We start from the raw sequence: 16,352 nt of genomic DNA on the forward strand, positions 1-16,352 counted from the left end.
GAAGTGGCGCCCCGCACAGCCCCGATCATGAAAGGCGTCCGAGAAGCCCTCACGGATGCGGCTCCATGGCCGTGAGGGCGCGCTCTGACTGGCCTCGAACTGGAGTGCCTCGTATACATCTACGAACCTTTGACGACACAACGACATCCGGGACGACAGACGCTCTCTCCGGACAATTCCACTGCCTCGCGGCCGGGTTGAGTCGCCTTCCGCCCGCTGGTTCCGTCGGCGTCCGCTCGCCGTCCCCTCGCCGAAGGGGTCATTTCTCCGGCGGTTGACCGATGGACTGGCCCCACCAACTGCCCCCTCCCTAGGATGTGTTGCGGGCGAGGTGATCTCCTCGGCCGGCCCTGTGACTGGGGGAAACGATGGAGCCTGGAAAGCAGCTGTCCACGTCGATCGACGCCGCGATCCCGACAGCCGCGCGCATGTACGACTACTACCTCGGCGGCAAGGACAACTACGCCTCCGACCGAGCCGCCTGCGAGGAGCTGGACAAGGTCGTCCCCAGCACCCGCGCCCTCGCCCTGAACAACCGCCGCTTCCTGCAGCGCGTGGTCAGGACACTGGCCGAGGACCACGGAATCCGGCAGTTCCTCGACCACGGCTCAGGCCTGCCCACCCAGAACAACGTCCACCAGGTCGCGCAGTCCATCGACCCGTCCTCGCGCGTCGTCTACGTCGACAACGACCCGATGGTCCTGGTCCACGGCCGCGCCCTGCTGGACCAGAACGACAACACGGCCGTCATCCACGCCGACATGCGCGAGACCGACGCGATCTTCTCCCACCCCGACACCGAGCGCCTGATCGACTTCTCGCAGCCGGTGGCGGTGCTGTTCAACTCGGTCTTCCACTGCATCCCCGACAGCGACACCGACGGCCCCCTCGCCTTGGCCCGCCGGGTGCGCGAGCGTCTCGCGCCCGGCAGCTTCATGCTGATGTGCCAGCTGGTCAGCGAGGACCCCAAGGTCCGGGACTTCGTCACCGAGTTCATGGACCAGGCGACCCAGGGACACTGGGGCCGGGTGCGCCAGGAGAAGGACGTCGAGGAGTACTTCGAGGGTCTGGAGATCCTCGACCCCGGCCTGGTGGAGGTCTCGACCTGGCGCCCCGACACCGAGGTGGCGCCGCGTCAGCTCACCCAGGAATGGATCGAGTTCGGCGGCGTGGGCCGCCTGCCGTAACGAGGCTTCGCCCTACGGGGCGCAGTGCCCTGCGGGGTGCCGTGCCCTACGGAGTGCGGTGCCCTACGGGGCGGGAGAGTAGCGGGCCTTCGTCTCGCGCAGCCGCTCCAGCGACTCGCGCGGGTTGAGGGCCTCGTCGCCGAGGCGGTCCAGGGCGATCCGGTACTCCTCCGTCTCGTCCTGGTCCTCCAGGAACGCGGCGCTCTTGATGTGCTCCAGATAGACGATGTCGGCCAGATCGACGCCGCCGAAGCGCAGATAGGTGACGGGAATGGCCGGCGCGGACGCGTTGGTCACGTCCAGGGGCACGATCTGCAGAGTCACATGGGGGAGCCGCGTCATCTCCTCCAGGTACTCGAGCTGCTCGCGCATCACCTCGCGGCTGCCCAGCATCCGCAGCAGCACCGACTCGTCGACGATCGCCCACAGCTGAGGCGGGTCCGCGCGGTGCAAGAGCTGGCGCCGCCGCATCCGCAGCTCCACACGCCGCTCCACCTCACGGCCGGGCGCCGACGGCAGCCCCCGCTCCACCACGGCCCGGGTGTATGCCTCGGTCTGCAACAGGCCGGGCACGTACTGGATCTCGAAGGTACGGATGGCCGTCGCGGCCTCCTGCAGCCCGACCAGCCGGTCGAACCACTCGGGCATCAGCCGCTTGTCATAGCGCTGCCACCACCCCGGCTCACCGGCACGCTTCAGCAACTGCAACAGCACCGAGGCCTCGTACTCCGCGGACCCGTACTCCTTCAGCAGCAGGCGGACATCGGCCTCCGTCGGCGGCCGACGCCCCTTGCCCGCCTCGATGCGCGACAGCTTCGCCGGACTGAAACCCACGGCACGCGCGGCCTGGTCCTGGGAGAGGCCCGCGTCCTCGCGGATACCCGCCAGTTGGACACCGACCAGCATTTTCAGCAGGGTCGGCGCTGGTTCTGTCCGGCTCAGGTAGGGCTCGAGGCGGGAGATGCGAGGTGACTCGGCGGACATCCTGACTCCCCGTAGAATGGCACACGACAGACCGCATTATCGCACCCCGCCGCCTCCTGCCGCCGAAACCGCAGCAATTGGAAGGCTCAACTTCCGCTTCCTGGCGGCGTTTCGCCTCCCGCCCGGTCCTCCGTTCAGGTCATACGAGGTGGTCGAACTCTCCCTCCTTGGCGCCCGCCAGGAACGCGGTGATCTCGGCCGGTGTGTACACCAGGGCCGGCCCTTCGGGGTCGCGGGAGTTGCGCATCGCGATGCTGCCGTCGCCCAGGCTCGCCACCTCGACGCAGTTGCCCTCGGCATTGCTGTGCCGGCTCTTGATCCAGCGGACGCCCAACGAGCTGGCCCGTACGCCGTTCTGTGCTGTTGGCACTGCACTCTCCTTGCTCACGTTCGGCCACGCGCACGCCCCGGCGCCCCGCCGGGCCCGGACCGCACCACGTGCTCTGCGCAGACACCTTCCCGCAATTTCCCGTGAAATTGCACGGAGGCGCCGTCGGCGTGGATAATAGTCCGTGGCGTCAACGGCAGTGCGGACGCCCTGTCCTGACCGTGTATCAGGGAGACGTTGTGTCCTTACCTGCGTACGAAGGGCTCCAACTGCCCGGCAGCGCTGCGCCCCATGCGGGGCTGACGGTGACGCCGGAAGCGCATCGCGGCACCTCGGGCCCCCGTCGGCTCACCGGCCCCGAGTCCCCGCGCACCTCGCCCCGTTCCGCCGCCCTGCGTCTGGTCGGTGCCGAACAGGGCTGCGGTCGAGCCCGCGACTTCGTCCGCAGCACGCTCGACGACTGGGCACTGGACCACTGCAGCGCCGACGCCCTCACGGTGGTCACCGAACTGCTCGCCAACGCCGTGCTGCACGCCGTATCGCCCGCCTCGCCCTCCTCGGCCGACGCGACCCCGTCGCGCCCCGAGACCGAGATCTGGCTGAGGCTCAGCCTCCGGCGCCCGGCCCACCTCGTCTGCGCCGTCGCCGACCCGAGCGACAACCCCCCTGTCTACCCGCACACCAGCGACCCCTTCGACGAGCACGGCCGGGGGCTGCGCATCATCGACGCCCTGTCCGAACACTGGGGCTGGACGAGACGCCAGCCGGCGGGCAAGACGGTCTGGGCGATGCTCCCGACGGCCCGGCAGGCCTGACCCGCGCTCCGGGACCCAGCGTCGCCAGTGCATCCGCAAATGTGCGGTAAATGTACGGCCGCACGCGCCTTTTGAGGCAAGTTCCCGAATAGGCCGCCATATTGCCGCTGTTTGGGGACGAACAGGGCAGCGGTGTAACACGGTCGCGTCCGCATGACGCAGAACCAGGCAGAAGCAGGTCATCCTCGGCGTCCGATTCCGGTTTCGCGGGATGGCTTACACCCCTCCGCCCGGCAGCGCGTCAGAACGGATTCCTCGTGAACACCGACCCGATTCCCGGCTACCAGCCCTACGACCAGCCCCCACCCCCCGACCGCTCCCAGCGCAACCCGGACACCGCACGCAGAGCGGCCCTGGCAATCTGCACGATTGCCGACGTCGCCGCAGGTCTTCTAGGCCTGTGGATCGTGCTGTACCTGCTCGACGCGAACCAAGGGAACGCGTTCGTGGAATTCGTGCACGGATCGGCGGACTGGCTGTCCGGATGGGCACAGGACATTTTCACGGTGGACACAGAGGGCCTCCGAGTCCTCCTCAATTACGGCCTCCCGGCTGTCCTCTATCTGCTCCTCGGGCACGGAATTGCCGCCCGACTCAACCGGGCCTGACGGCATTACCCAGCGAAGGACCAGCTTTATGGCACCCACTCCCCGCACTCCCGACGGAAGCGATCACCTGCCGATCTATGAAGACCTGGTGCGCGAACGCGGAGACGCCGTGACGGAAGCACAAATAGCAGCCGCACACACCCAGCACCAGGCGGCAGAACTACTGCCCCCCGTGGAGCCTCCCCACCGGGACCACCCGACGGGACACCATCAGCAATCTCACTTCGGCTGAGCGGCGGCGGCAGGCCCGCCCCGATACGGCTGAACGGCCGGCAGCCATGCATCCCAGCAGGAACGCAAGTAGCGCCACTGGCACCGCTCTCAGAGGCGCCGACGACCGAGCGGGCGGACCAGCCGCACCGCGTGGCTCGCCACCGCCGACCTTGCCCCAGCGCGCCGAAGCGGGGCGCCGGCCACCCCTGCGGGAGCTGTGGGTGGCCTCCACCGCGCGACGATCGCCCGGGCAGGGCTGTCTGGCACCGGAGCGGGCCCTTGCCCCCACATAGGGCAGCTCCCCGCGGCGCAACGCCTGCAGATACGCGAAGACCCCGTCCTCAGCGTTCTCGCTGGTGGCGGGGTCTTTGGGCACCTCATACAGGGTGCCCCCGGCAGGATTCGAACCTGCGCACACGGCTCCGGAGGCCGTTGCTCTATCCCCTGAGCTACGGGGGCGTGTCGGGCGCCTTGCTTGGCGGCGACGGGTAGAACCCTACCAGCTTCGGTGGGGTGTTCATGAACGGGTTTCCGGGGTCGCGGCACGGGGTGTGACCTGGGGTGGCTCGCTCGCAGGGGGTGGAAGTGGGGAAAACCCGGACGCGGTGGCCGGTCCGGACCTACTCTCGAGTTGTGCCAGGCGCGACGGGCCGGGTGCTTGTTGTGGACGACAACAAGGTCATCCGGCAGCTGATCAGGGTCAATCTCGAGCTGGAGGGGCTTGAGGTGGTGACCGCGGCCGATGGTGCCGAGTGTCTGGAAGTCGTTCATCGGGTGCGGCCCGATGTGGTCACCCTGGATGTCGTCATGCCGCGGCTCGACGGGTTGCGCACCGCCGCTCGGCTGCGTGCCGATCCCCGTACCCGTGATCTTCCCCTCGCCATCATCAGCGCCTGTACGCAGTACGAGGTCGACACCGGCCTCGACGTCGGCGTCGACGCCTTCCTCGCCAAGCCCTTCGAGCCCGCCGAACTCGTCACCCTCGTAGGGAGGTTGATCGAGGTGAGGAGGAACGCGGAACGGACCCGGGAAAGGGGCGGGGAACGCGACGGAGGGGGTATGGACAGGAGCCCGGACACGGCCGCGTTCGGAGGCATCCTGGGGGCAGCCGGCGAGGCCGCCGGGCGCACCGGAAGCTGAGACCGCTGGGGGTCCGGATGGGCGTCTCGGGCCCTTCGGAAGCTGAAGCGGCCGGCCGTTCCGGGCCGACATCCCAGCCGTAGGGGAAGCCGAAGGACCGCCGGCCGTTCCGGGCCGACACCCCAGTCGTAGGGGAAGCCGAAGGACCGCCGGCCGTTCCGGGCCGACACCCCAGTCGTAGGGGAAGCCGAAGGACCGCCGGCCGTTCCGGGCCGACACCCCAGCCGTACGGGAAGTCGAAGGACCGCCAGGCGTTCCGGTCCGGCACAACAGGGCCCGACGCCCCGGCACCGCACCCAACCGCCACCGCACCCCCCACCCGTCCACATCCCGGACCCTCCCAAACCCATTCGCATACCCGCCCCCCTCCTCCCATACGCTTGTCCCGTGACCCCCGTCGAGCTCTCCCGTACCGTGCTGCGCGCGGTACGTCGTGCTGTCGACGACGGGGAGCTGCGGGTCGCCGTGCCGGAGCGAGTCGTGGTGAGCGCTCCCGGGCCCGGGGGCTGTGGGGACTACGCCACCAACATCGCGCTTCAACTCGCGCGCCCGGCCGGCAGGCCTCCGATGGAGATTGCCGAAATCCTGAAGGCCCTCCTGCTCAGCACCGACAGGCTCACGGACAGCCACACCGATGCCGGCGCCGACGGCACCACCGATGCCGGCACCGACGGCCTCACCACCGGCATCACCGACGTCGTCATCACCGGCCCCGGTTTCCTGAACATCAGCCTCGGCGCCACCGCCTCCGCCACCGTCGTCGAGGAGATCCTGCGGCGCGGCACGCGGTACGGGTACGCCAACGGCCCCTCGGCGGACTTCATCCCGTTGTACTGCCCCGACGAGGTACGGGCCGTCGTGGTGATGGACGCTCTCGCTCGGATTCTGCAGTCGCAGGGGGCCGCCGTCCGTACCGGCTGCGAGGCCTCCCTCGATCCGCGCTGGGTCGACATCCTCGGCGTACGGGTCGACGGGCGTCGCATGCAGGACTCGCCCGCCCTGCCCTACTACGCCGTGCGTCCGGTGCCCGCCCCCGTCGACCCCCTCCCGCTCGGTCGTGACGCCGCCCGCTGGGCCCTGCTTCACCCCGCCGGTCACGACCGGCCCCGTATCACCGACGAGCACCTCGTCCAGCGTGAGAGCAACCCTCTCTTCCGCGTCCGGTACGCCCACGCCCGCACCCGGGCTCTCCGCCGTAACGCCGCCGACCTGGGGTTCGACGCCGAACCCGGGGACGTACGGCACGACGTCGTCGTCCTGCTCGCGGATCACCCCCGCGTTCTGGCCCGGGCGGCAGCCCACCGTGCCCCCGACCGTCTCGCCCGGCACCTCGTCACCGTCGCCGATGCCGTCCTGCCCCTGCTGCCCGCCGTCCTTCCCCGCGGTGCGGAGAAACCCTCGGCCACCCACCGCGCCCGGCTCGCGCTCGCCGAAGCCGCCGGGACGGTGCTGGCCGGTGGCCTGTCCCTGCTCGGCATCGACGCACCCGACCATCTCTGAGAGAGCCCACGAAAGTCATGAGCCGTTCCGCACACCCCGCCGGGCCCCGCCACGCCGACGTTTTTCCCGAGGGCCACTACTCCGCCCCGCCCGCCGACCTCAACAGCCTCGACCCGAAGGTGTGGGCCCAGACCGTCGGCCGCAACGCGGACGGCGTCGTCACCGTCGGCGGTATCGACGTGAAGACCCTCGCCGAACAGCACGGCACCCCGGCCTACTTCATGGACGAGGCCGACTTCAGGGCCCGGGCCCGCGCCTGGCGCAGCGCCTTCGGGACCGACGCCGACGTCTTCTACGCCGGCAAGGCGTTCCTGTCCCGGGCCGTCGTGCGGTGGCTGCACGAGGAAGGGCTGAACCTGGATGTGTGCTCCGGGGGCGAGCTCGCCACCGCGCTCTCCGCCGGCATGCCCGCCGACCGCATCGCCTTCCACGGCAACAACAAGTCCGCGGAGGAGATCCGCCGCGCGATCACCGCAGGCGTCGGACGTATCGTCCTCGACTCCTTCCAGGAGATCGTGCGCGTCGCGCACATCGCGCAGGAGCTCGGCAAGCGGCAGCGCGTCCAGATCCGTATCACCGTGGGCGTGGAAGCACACACCCACGAGTTCATCGCGACCGCCCACGAGGACCAGAAGTTCGGGATTCCGCTGGCCGGTGGGCAGGCCGCCGAGGCCGTGCGGCGGGCGCTCCAGCTCGAGGGGCTGGAAGTCATCGGGATCCACTCGCACATCGGGTCGCAGATCTTCGACATGTCGGGCTTCGAAGTCGCCGCCCACCGGGTGGTCTCGCTCCTCAAGGACATCCGTGACGAGCACGGTGTCGAGCTGCCCGAGATCGACCTCGGGGGCGGGCTCGGGATCGCCTACACGAGTGACGACGACCCCCGTGAGCCGCACGAGATCGCCAAGGCGCTGACCGAGATCGTCACCCGTGAGTGCGAGGCCGCCCGCCTGCAGACTCCGCGTATCTCCGTCGAGCCGGGGCGCGCCATCGTCGGGCCGACCGCCTTCACGCTCTACGAGGTCGGCACCATCAAGCCGCTCGACGGGCTGCGGACCTACGTCTCCGTCGACGGCGGCATGTCGGACAACATCCGTACGGCGCTGTACGACGCCGAGTACAGCGTCGCCCTCGTGTCCCGCACGAGCGACGCCGAGCCGATGCTCGCCCGTGTCGTCGGCAAGCACTGCGAGAGCGGGGACATCGTGGTCAAGGACGCGTTCCTGCCGGCCGACCTGGCACCGGGTGACCTCATCGCCGTGCCGGCGACGGGTGCGTACTGCCGGTCCATGGCCAGCAACTACAACCATGTCCTGCGGCCGCCCGTCGTCGCCGTGAACGACGGCGAGTCCCGGGTGATCGTCCGCCGGGAGACGGAGGAGGACCTCCTGCGTCTCGACGTCGGGTAACCCCGCAAAGACACCGGGGTGGAAGATCTCCTGTCTTCCACCCCGGTAGAAATGAAATAGATATCTCACGATCCGGACGAAGGGCAGAAAGTCCCGTCCGGTGAGTGAGACTGGTGCAACCGTAGACGGTAAGAGGAAACGAGGTCGGATGATGCGTACGCGTCCGCTGAAGGTGGCGCTGCTGGGCTGTGGAGTGGTCGGCTCAGAGGTGGCGCGCATCATGACGACGCACGCCGACGACCTCGCCGCCCGGATCGGGGCGCCCGTGGAGCTCGCGGGCGTGGCCGTACGGCGGCCCTCCAAGGTGCGTGAGGGCATCGACCCCGCGCTCATCACCACCGACGCCACCGCGCTCGTCAAACGCGGCGACATCGATGTAGTGGTCGAGGTCATCGGAGGCATCGAGCCCGCCCGCACCCTCATCACCACCGCCTTCGAGCACGGCGCGTCCGTCGTCTCCGCCAACAAGGCGCTCCTCGCCCAGGACGGGGCCGCCCTGCACGCGGCGGCGGAAGCGAACAGCAAGGACCTCTACTACGAGGCCGCCGTCGCCGGCGCCATCCCGCTGATCCGCCCGCTGCGCGAGTCCCTCGCCGGCGACAAGGTCAACCGGGTGCTCGGCATCGTCAACGGCACCACGAACTTCATCCTCGACAAGATGGACTCGACCGGCGCCGGGTATCAGGAGGCCCTCGACGAGGCCACCGCCCTGGGGTACGCGGAGGCCGACCCCACCGCCGACGTCGAAGGATTCGACGCTGCCGCCAAGGCCGCGATCCTCGCCGGTATCGCCTTCCACACGCGCGTGCGCCTCGACGACGTCTACCGCGAAGGCATGACCGAGGTGACCGCGGCCGACTTCGCCTCCGCCAGGGAGATGGGCTGCACCATCAAGCTGCTCGCCATCTGCGAGCGGGCCGAGGACGGCGCGTCCGTCACCGCGCGCGTGCACCCCGCGATGATCCCGCTGAGCCACCCGCTGGCCTCCGTGCGTGGCGCGTACAACGCCGTGTTCGTCGAGTCCGACGCCTCCGGTCAGCTCATGTTCTACGGCCCTGGCGCGGGCGGTTCCCCGACCGCCTCGGCCGTGCTCGGCGACCTCGTCGCCGTCTGCCGCAACCGGCTCAGCGGGGCAACGGGGCCCGGCGAGTCGGCGTACGCCGCCCTGCCCGTGTCGGGGATGGGTGAGGTTGTCACCCGCTACCACATCAGCCTCGACGTGGCGGACAAACCGGGTGTTCTCGCCCAGGTGGCGACCGTGTTCGCCGAGCACGGTGTCTCGATCGATACGGTTCGCCAGCAGGGCAAGGACGGCGAGGCCTCCCTCGTCGTCGTCACCCACCGTGCGTCCGACGCGGCCCTCGTCGGGACCGTCGAGGCGCTGCGCAAGCTCGACACCGTGCGGGGTGTCGCCAGCATCATGCGGGTTGAAGGAGAGTAACCAGCAATGACCCACCAGTGGCGCGGAATCATCGAGGAGTACCGGGACCGGCTTCCCGTCTCCGACACCACGCCGGTCGTGACGCTCCGCGAGGGCGGCACGCCCCTCGTGCCCGCGCAGGTGCTCTCCGAGCGCACGGGCTGCGAGGTCCACCTCAAGGTGGAGGGTGCGAACCCGACCGGCTCCTTCAAGGACCGCGGCATGACCATGGCCATCACGCGGGCCAAGGAGGAGGGCGCGAAGGCCGTCATCTGCGCCTCCACCGGCAACACGTCGGCCTCGGCCGCCGCCTACGCCGTCCGCGCGGGTATGGTTTCGGCCGTTCTCGTCCCGCAGGGCAAGATCGCGCTCGGCAAGATGGGCCAGGCCCTCGTGCACGGCGCGAAGATCCTCCAGGTGGACGGCAACTTCGACGACTGCCTCACGCTCGCCCGGGCCCTGAGCGACAACTACCCCGTGGCGCTGGTCAATTCGGTCAACCCGGTGCGTATCGAAGGGCAGAAGACGGCCGCCTTCGAGATCGTGGACATGCTGGGCGACGCCCCCGACATCCACGTCCTGCCGGTCGGCAACGCGGGCAACATCACCGCGTACTGGAAGGGCTACAAGGAGTACGCCGCCGACGGTGTCTCGAAGCGGACCCCCCGCATGTGGGGTTTCCAGGCCTCCGGCTCCGCGCCCATCGTGCGCGGCGAGATCGTCAAGGATCCGTCGACCATCGCCACCGCCATCCGCATCGGCAACCCGGCGTCCTGGCAGTACGCGCTCGCCGCGCGGGACGAGTCCGGCGGGTTCATCGACGAGGTGACGGACCGTGAAATCCTGCGCGCCTACCGGCTGTTGGCCGCGCAGGAGGGCGTCTTCGTCGAGCCCGCGTCCGCCGCGTCCGTCGCCGGTCTGCTGAAGGCCGCCGAACTGGGCAAGGTCGACCCGGGCCAGCGCATCGTCTGCACCGTCACCGGCAACGGCCTCAAGGACCCCGACTGGGCCGTCGCCGGCGCCCCGCAGCCCGTCACCGTCCCGGTCGACGCGGCCACGGCGGCCGAGCGGCTCGGGCTGGCGTAAGCACAGGCGTAAGCGGGCCACACCCCGTCGTACGGGACTCGCGTCCGCGAGTACGAGGGCGCTTACCTGGGAACTTCCCTACAAGGGGGTGCACAGGGGGCATACGACACGCATCGTGCGCCTCCTGTGCGCCCTATGTCGCCACAGAACCTACCTTCGATAGGCTGTACCGAACCCGCCCGCCGCATATGCCTCCGCATGGGGTGCGGTGCCGCGCCGTCTCCGCGGCCCGGAAGCGGCCCAGGGGTTCTCGCACGTCATCGAGTGTCTTCGACAATCACGCAGCTCAAGGAGAGTCATCAAGCGATGGCCGGTCCAGCGTTCCGCGCCGCCGCCGTCCGGGTGCGCGTCCCCGCCACCAGCGCCAACCTCGGCCCGGGCTTCGACGCCCTGGGCCTGTCGCTGGGGCTCTACGACGACGTTGTCGTCCGGGTGGCCGACTCCGGGCTGCACATCGACATCGCGGGCGAGGGCAGCGAGACGCTGCCGCGTGACGAAAGCCACCTTCTCGTACGGTCCCTGCGCACCGCCTTCGATCTGCTCGGCGGCCAGCCGCGCGGGCTCGAGATCGTCTGCGCCAACCGCATCCCGCACGGCCGGGGTCTCGGCTCCTCCTCGGCCGCCATCTGCGCCGGCATCGTCGCCGCGCGCGCCGTGACCATAGGCGGCGAGGCCAAGCTCGACGACACGGCCCTGCTGGAGCTCGCCACCGAGATCGAGGGCCACCCCGACAACGTGGCGGCGTGTCTGCTCGGCGGGTTCACCCTCTCCTGGATGGAGGCGGGTGCCGCGCGGGCGATCAGGATGGAGCCGGCCGATTCCATCGTTCCGGTGGTTTTCGTGCCCGGAAAGCCGGTGCTCACCGAGACCGCGCGCGGCCTGCTGCCGCGCACCGTGCCGCATGTCGACGCCGCCACCAACGCGGGCCGTGCCGCGCTGCTCGTAGAGGCCCTGACCAGGCGCCCCGAGCTGCTGCTGCCGGCCACCGAGGACCGTCTCCACCAGGAGTACCGCGCGCCCGCCATGCCGGAGAGCGCGGCGCTGGTGGAGCGGCTGCGGGCCGACGGAGTGCCGGCGGTCATCTCCGGCGCGGGTCCCACCGTTCTGGCGCTGGCGGATCATGACAGCGCCGACAAGGTGGCTCATCTGGCAGGCGACGGCTGGGCCGCGAACCGGCTCGAGCTGGATGCCCAGGGAGCGAGCGTGCTGCCGCTTGCGACCTGACACTCGGTTGCCGGATTTCGAGAGGGGGAATGTTTGTTGGATCCGGTAGTGTTAACCTCAAGTCTGCACCCGACCCCACCATGGCGAGGTGCTTGTTGTCCCCGTCAGGGACAGACATTCTTCCGGGAGCCTCCCAAGCCGCACTGTGTTCCGTACGACGTACGCGGGCAGTACCTCGTACGCGGGCGCTGAGCGACTTGCCGGGCACGCTCCGGAACCGGCGCGACCGAGCCGAGTGACACAGACACTCCGTGCCACGGCTCTGGGAACCGTCGTCACCAGATATTTCCTCCGCCGCTTTGGCGGACCACCGCCCCGGCACGGTCCACACACCAGGGACCGAAGCCGGACAGCACAACCGGTCGCCGAGCCAGACAGGCCGACGTCCGCTCCAGGGAAGGACCCTTCGTGAGCGACACCACCGATCTGATGGGCGCACGTGTCGAGGAGACCGCTGCCGCGCCCGCCACGGACGCCTCCGCGCCTGCCAGCGGTGCCGGCTCCCGGCGGCGCCGCGGTACCGGCCTCGAGGGCATGGTGCTGGCCGAGCTTCAGCAGGTCGCATCCGGCCTCGGCATCAGGGGCACGGCGCGCATGCGCAAGAGCCAGCTGATCGAGGTCATCAAGGAGGCGCAGGCCGGAGGAGGTGCCGCGGCTCCCAAGACGGAGGCCGCCACCGAGACCAAGCCCAAGCGCCGCGCCACCTCCAAGGCTCGTACCGGCGAAGACGCCGAGAAGAAGGCGGAGAAGGCGGCTGAGGCCCCCGCCGAGAAGGCCGTGGCCCAGCAGCAGATCGAGATTCCCGGCCAGCCGGCCAGCGACGACGCCCCGGCCGAGCGCCGCCGTCGCCGCGCCACCGCCGATGCCGGTGCCCCCGCGGCCGCCCCCGAGACGGTCGCCGCCGAGGCGAAGAGCGAGCCGAAGGCCGAGACGCCCGCGCAGCCGCAGGGCGACGCCGGTGAGGGCGGCGAGGGCCGTCGTCGTGACCGCCGTGAGCGCGGCCGCGACCGTGACCGCGGTGACCGCGGCGACCGCGGTGACCGCCGCAAGGGCGACGACCAGCAGGGCGGCGGCCGTCAGGACCGCGGCCAGCAGCAGAACCAGCAGCAGGGCGGCGGTCGTCAGGACCGTGGCCAGCAGCAGGACGACGACGACTTCGAAGGTGGCCGCCGTGGCCGTCGCGGGCGTTACCGCGACCGTCGTGGCCGTCGTGGCCGTGACGAGATTGCTTCGGAGCCGCAGATCAACGAGGACGACGTCCTGATCCCGGTCGCGGGCATCCTGGACATCCTCGACAACTACGCCTTCATCCGTACGTCGGGCTACCTGCCGGGCCCCAACGACGTGTACGTCTCCCTCGCCCAGGTCCGCAAGAACGGCCTGCGCAAGGGCGACCACATCACCGGCGCGGTCCGTCAGCCCAAGGAAGGCGAGCGGCGCGAGAAGTTCAACGCGCTGGTCCGCCTCGACTCCGTCAACGGCATGGCGCCCGAACACGGCCGCGGCCGCCCGGAGTTCAACAAGCTCACCCCGCTGTACCCGCAGGACCGGCTCCGTCTGGAGACCGACCCGGGCGTGCTGACCACCCGCATCATCGACCTCGTGTCGCCGATCGGTAAGGGCCAGCGCGGTCTGATCGTGGCCCCGCCGAAGACCGGTAAGACCATGATCATGCAGGCGATCGCCAACGCGATCACGCACAACAACCCCGAGTGCCACCTGATGGTCGTCCTCGTCGACGAGCGTCCGGAAGAGGTCACCGACATGCAGCGGTCGGTGAAGGGCGAGGTCATCTCCTCGACCTTCGACCGTCCGGCCGAGGACCACACGACGGTCGCCGAGCTCGCCATCGAGCGTGCGAAGCGGCTGGTGGAGCTGGGTCACGACGTCGTCGTGCTGCTCGACTCCATCACGCGTCTGGGCCGTGCGTACAACCTCGCCGCGCCCGCCTCCGGCCGCATCCTGTCCGGTGGTGTCGACTCGACCGCGCTGTACCCGCCGAAGCGCTTCTTCGGTGCCGCGCGCAACATCGAGGACGGCGGCTCGCTGACCATCCTCGCCACCGCGCTGGTGGACACCGGGTCCCGCATGGACGAGGTCATCTTCGAGGAGTTCAAGGGCACCGGCAACGCCGAGCTCAAGCTCGACCGGAAGCTCGCCGACAAGCGCATCTTCCCGGCGGTGGACGTCGACGCGTCCGGTACCCGTAAGGAAGAGATCCTGCTGGCTCCCGACGAGCTTGCCATCGTCTGGAAGCTGCGCCGGGTGCTGCACGCCCTCGACCAGCAGCAGGCGGTCGAGCTGCTCCTCGACAAGATGAAGCAGACGAAGTCGAACGCCGAGTTCCTGATGCAGATTCAGAAGACGACGCCGACTCCCGGCAACGGCGACTGAGTACAGGCGACCCCGAAAAGGCCGCTTCCCGTCAATCAGTGACGGGAAGCGGCCTTTTGGCGCTGATAGGGACGGGCGTATCAGTACGCCCCTTCCTACTCTTGTGTCTCTGGGGGGACCTACTTGAGCACCACCATGTCCGGCAGTGGTCGTCACAGACGCCGGATACGTTTCGGGCTGCCCGTCGCCGCCGCCGGTGTCGCCGCGGCCGTTGCCGCCGCGCTGCTGACCTCGTCCGCCGGGGCCGCGACCGCGCTGCCCAAGCCCACCGTGAAGCCCGCCACCAGCTCCGCCTCGCTCGCCGAGCTGGAGCGGCGGGTCGCGGGTGCCGTAGTCGGTGACGACGTCGCAGGGGAGACCACCGGGAAGTCGTCGTTCGGCGCGAGCAGCAGCAGCTCCTCCGATGACTCCACCGTGAGTCCCATGGTCATCGGCGGCACCACGACCGGCATCACCTCGGCGCCCTGGATGGCGCAGCTCTGGTACTACGACGACCAGGGCACCGCCGACGAGGCCGACGACCTCGGGTTCTTCTGCGGCGGCGCCGTCGTCGCGCCGACGAAGATCCTCACCGCCGCGCACTGCGTCAAGGGCTACGACTGGCACAACTTCGGTGCCGTCATCACCGGCACCGCCCAGCTGCCGACCACCGACGACGCCGGCAACAGCGACCTGCACGGCGGCACCGTCACGCTGCCGCACCGGCAGTGGTACCACCCGTCGTACAACTCGACGACGATCGACAACGACATGGCCGTCATCACGCTGGCGAACGCGGTCAAGGCGACGCCGATCCGCATGACGACCTCCGGTGACACCGCCTCGTACGCCGCCGGGACCAGCGCCAAGGTCTACGGCTGGGGCCGTACCAGCTCCACCAGCTCGGACATCTCCCAGACGCTGAAGACGGCCACGCTGCCCATCCAGTCCGACACCACCTGCGCCGGCTATTACGGCGGCGAGTTCGTCAAGGGCCACATGGTCTGCGCGGGCAAGCCGGCGAGCGGCGGCGACAGCGGCACCACGTCCGCCTGCAACGGGGACTCCGGCGGGCCGCTCGTCGTGAACGGACGGATCGTCGGTGTCGTCTCCTGGGGTGTGCGGGACTGCGTCGCCACGGGCGCGTACAGCGTGTTCGCCAAGGTGACGAGCTATGTCGGCGCCGCCTACCCGCGCGTCGACGACACCAACCTCAGCGGGGACCACCGGGCCGACCTGTGGCTGCGCAACGCCTCCAGCAGGACGGGCTACTCGAAGGACTCGACCGGCACCTCGTTCGGGGCGCGCGAGTCCTGGGGCAACTGGGACGGCGTCAACGTCGTCCTGCAGACCGACCTCGACCGGGACGGCTACCAGGACCTGGTGTACCGGCGCAGCTCCGACGGCGACCTGTTCTGGTCGCACTTCGTGCCCTCCAGCGGCAGTTGGGCCACCAAGCAGCTCGCCGACAACTGGAAGACCCGCACCCGCATCGTCACCCCGGGCGACGTCACCGGCGACTACCTGCCCGACCTGCTGTCGGTCGACTCCGGCGGCTATCTGTGGATCTACCCGGGCAAGGGCAACGGCACCTTCGGGGCCCGAGTGAAGGTCGGCTCCGGCTGGAACCAGTACAACTCCCTGCGCGGCCACGGCGACTTCACCGGCGACGGCAAGACCGACCTGATCGCGCGCAGCAAGACCGGCGGCCACGTCTACCTGTTCAAGGGCACCGGCAAGGCCGGCACGGGCGCCTTCGCCGGCCGGGTCAAGGTGCGTACCTGGGAGAGCTACACGGCCTTCGACGCCGTCGGTGACGTGACCGGCGACGGCAAGGCGGACTTCCTGGCCCGCAACTCGTCCGGCACGCTCTATCTGTACCCGGGTTCCGGCAAGGCCACGAGCGAGATCTTTGCCACAGCAAGGTCCGTGGGGACCGATTACAAGCAGTACGACATCTTCGGCTGAAATCGCAGGTGAGACCGGTGTGCCCGGCCTCTCCGGCTACGGACCGTGCCCATCGCCTGCGGGTGGTGGGCACGGTCCGTTGTGCAACCCTTCTCCG

Annotated in this window: 13 protein-coding genes and 1 tRNA gene; 11 read left to right on the plus strand and 3 right to left on the minus strand. The window is 69.7% G+C overall.

What is annotated here, in order from left to right; genetic code table 11:
• The first annotated feature begins 368 nt into the window (after nt 1-368).
• On the plus strand, nt 369-1,187 hold the full coding sequence (locus AB5J55_RS28730) for an SAM-dependent methyltransferase (protein WP_369273400.1): 819 nt from the start codon (nt 369-371) through the stop codon (nt 1,185-1,187).
• A gap of 63 nt (nt 1,188-1,250) precedes the next feature.
• Here the strand turns inward: AB5J55_RS28730 and AB5J55_RS28735 are convergent, their stop codons facing one another.
• Both AB5J55_RS28735 and AB5J55_RS28740 read right to left on the minus strand, forming a co-directional pair.
• Nucleotides 1,251-2,171: a helix-turn-helix domain-containing protein gene (locus tag AB5J55_RS28735; RefSeq protein WP_369273401.1), complete on the minus strand. Its 921-nt coding sequence runs from the start codon at nt 2,169-2,171 to the stop codon at nt 1,251-1,253.
• 139 nt (nt 2,172-2,310) lie between these two features.
• On the minus strand, nt 2,311-2,541 hold the full coding sequence (locus tag AB5J55_RS28740) for a DUF397 domain-containing protein (protein WP_369273402.1): 231 nt from the start codon (nt 2,539-2,541) through the stop codon (nt 2,311-2,313).
• A 197-nt stretch (nt 2,542-2,738) separates the two neighbouring features.
• Here AB5J55_RS28740 and AB5J55_RS28745 point away from each other — a divergent pair, with 197 nt between their 5' ends.
• Together AB5J55_RS28745 and AB5J55_RS28750 are read left to right on the plus strand one after the other, a co-directional pair.
• Complete coding sequence (locus AB5J55_RS28745) at nt 2,739-3,314, plus strand: ATP-binding protein (protein ID WP_369273403.1); 576 nt, start codon at nt 2,739-2,741, stop codon at nt 3,312-3,314.
• A 257-nt stretch (nt 3,315-3,571) separates the two neighbouring features.
• Nucleotides 3,572-3,922, plus strand: a complete 351-nt coding sequence (locus tag AB5J55_RS28750) for a hypothetical protein (protein ID WP_369273404.1) — start codon at nt 3,572-3,574, stop codon at nt 3,920-3,922.
• A gap of 600 nt (nt 3,923-4,522) precedes the next feature.
• Here AB5J55_RS28750 and AB5J55_RS28755 read toward each other — a convergent pair.
• Nucleotides 4,523-4,594, minus strand: a tRNA-Arg gene (locus tag AB5J55_RS28755).
• A gap of 102 nt (nt 4,595-4,696) precedes the next feature.
• Between AB5J55_RS28755 and AB5J55_RS28760 the strand changes: the two genes are divergently transcribed.
• The 8 genes from AB5J55_RS28760 to AB5J55_RS28795 all read left to right on the plus strand — a co-directional run bounded on the left by AB5J55_RS28760 (nt 4,697) and on the right by AB5J55_RS28795 (nt 16,255).
• Entirely contained in the window at nt 4,697-5,275 is a 579-nt protein-coding gene (locus tag AB5J55_RS28760) for a response regulator (protein WP_369273405.1), read from the plus strand.
• A 387-nt stretch (nt 5,276-5,662) separates the two neighbouring features.
• Nucleotides 5,663-6,775 (plus strand): ArgS-related anticodon-binding protein NrtL, encoded by a 1,113-nt coding sequence (gene nrtL / locus AB5J55_RS28765; protein ID WP_369273406.1) that lies wholly within the window; start codon nt 5,663-5,665, stop codon nt 6,773-6,775.
• A gap of 17 nt (nt 6,776-6,792) precedes the next feature.
• Nucleotides 6,793-8,184 (plus strand): diaminopimelate decarboxylase, encoded by a 1,392-nt coding sequence (gene lysA, locus AB5J55_RS28770; RefSeq protein ID WP_369273407.1) that lies wholly within the window; start codon nt 6,793-6,795, stop codon nt 8,182-8,184.
• A gap of 148 nt (nt 8,185-8,332) precedes the next feature.
• Nucleotides 8,333-9,625: a homoserine dehydrogenase gene (locus tag AB5J55_RS28775; RefSeq protein ID WP_369273408.1), complete on the plus strand. Its 1,293-nt coding sequence runs from the start codon at nt 8,333-8,335 to the stop codon at nt 9,623-9,625.
• 6 nt (nt 9,626-9,631) lie between these two features.
• A complete protein-coding gene (gene thrC, locus AB5J55_RS28780; RefSeq protein ID WP_369273409.1) occupies nt 9,632-10,690 on the plus strand; it encodes a threonine synthase in 1,059 nt (352 codons plus the stop codon).
• A gap of 306 nt (nt 10,691-10,996) precedes the next feature.
• Nucleotides 10,997-11,914 carry a homoserine kinase gene (gene thrB / locus AB5J55_RS28785; protein WP_369273410.1) on the plus strand — a complete coding sequence of 306 codons (918 nt, stop codon included), beginning with the start codon at nt 10,997-10,999 and terminating at the stop codon, nt 11,912-11,914.
• Between the two features lie 408 nt (nt 11,915-12,322).
• On the plus strand, nt 12,323-14,308 hold the full coding sequence (gene rho, locus AB5J55_RS28790) for a transcription termination factor Rho (RefSeq protein WP_369273411.1): 1,986 nt from the start codon (nt 12,323-12,325) through the stop codon (nt 14,306-14,308).
• Between the two features lie 135 nt (nt 14,309-14,443).
• Nucleotides 14,444-16,255: a trypsin-like serine protease gene (locus AB5J55_RS28795; protein WP_369276328.1), complete on the plus strand. Its 1,812-nt coding sequence runs from the start codon at nt 14,444-14,446 to the stop codon at nt 16,253-16,255.
• Nucleotides 16,256-16,352: the final 97 nt, after the last annotated feature.

Origin of the sequence: Streptomyces sp. R11, from assembly GCF_041051905.1 — a bacterium.
GTDB lineage: Bacteria > Actinomycetota > Actinomycetes > Streptomycetales > Streptomycetaceae > Streptomyces.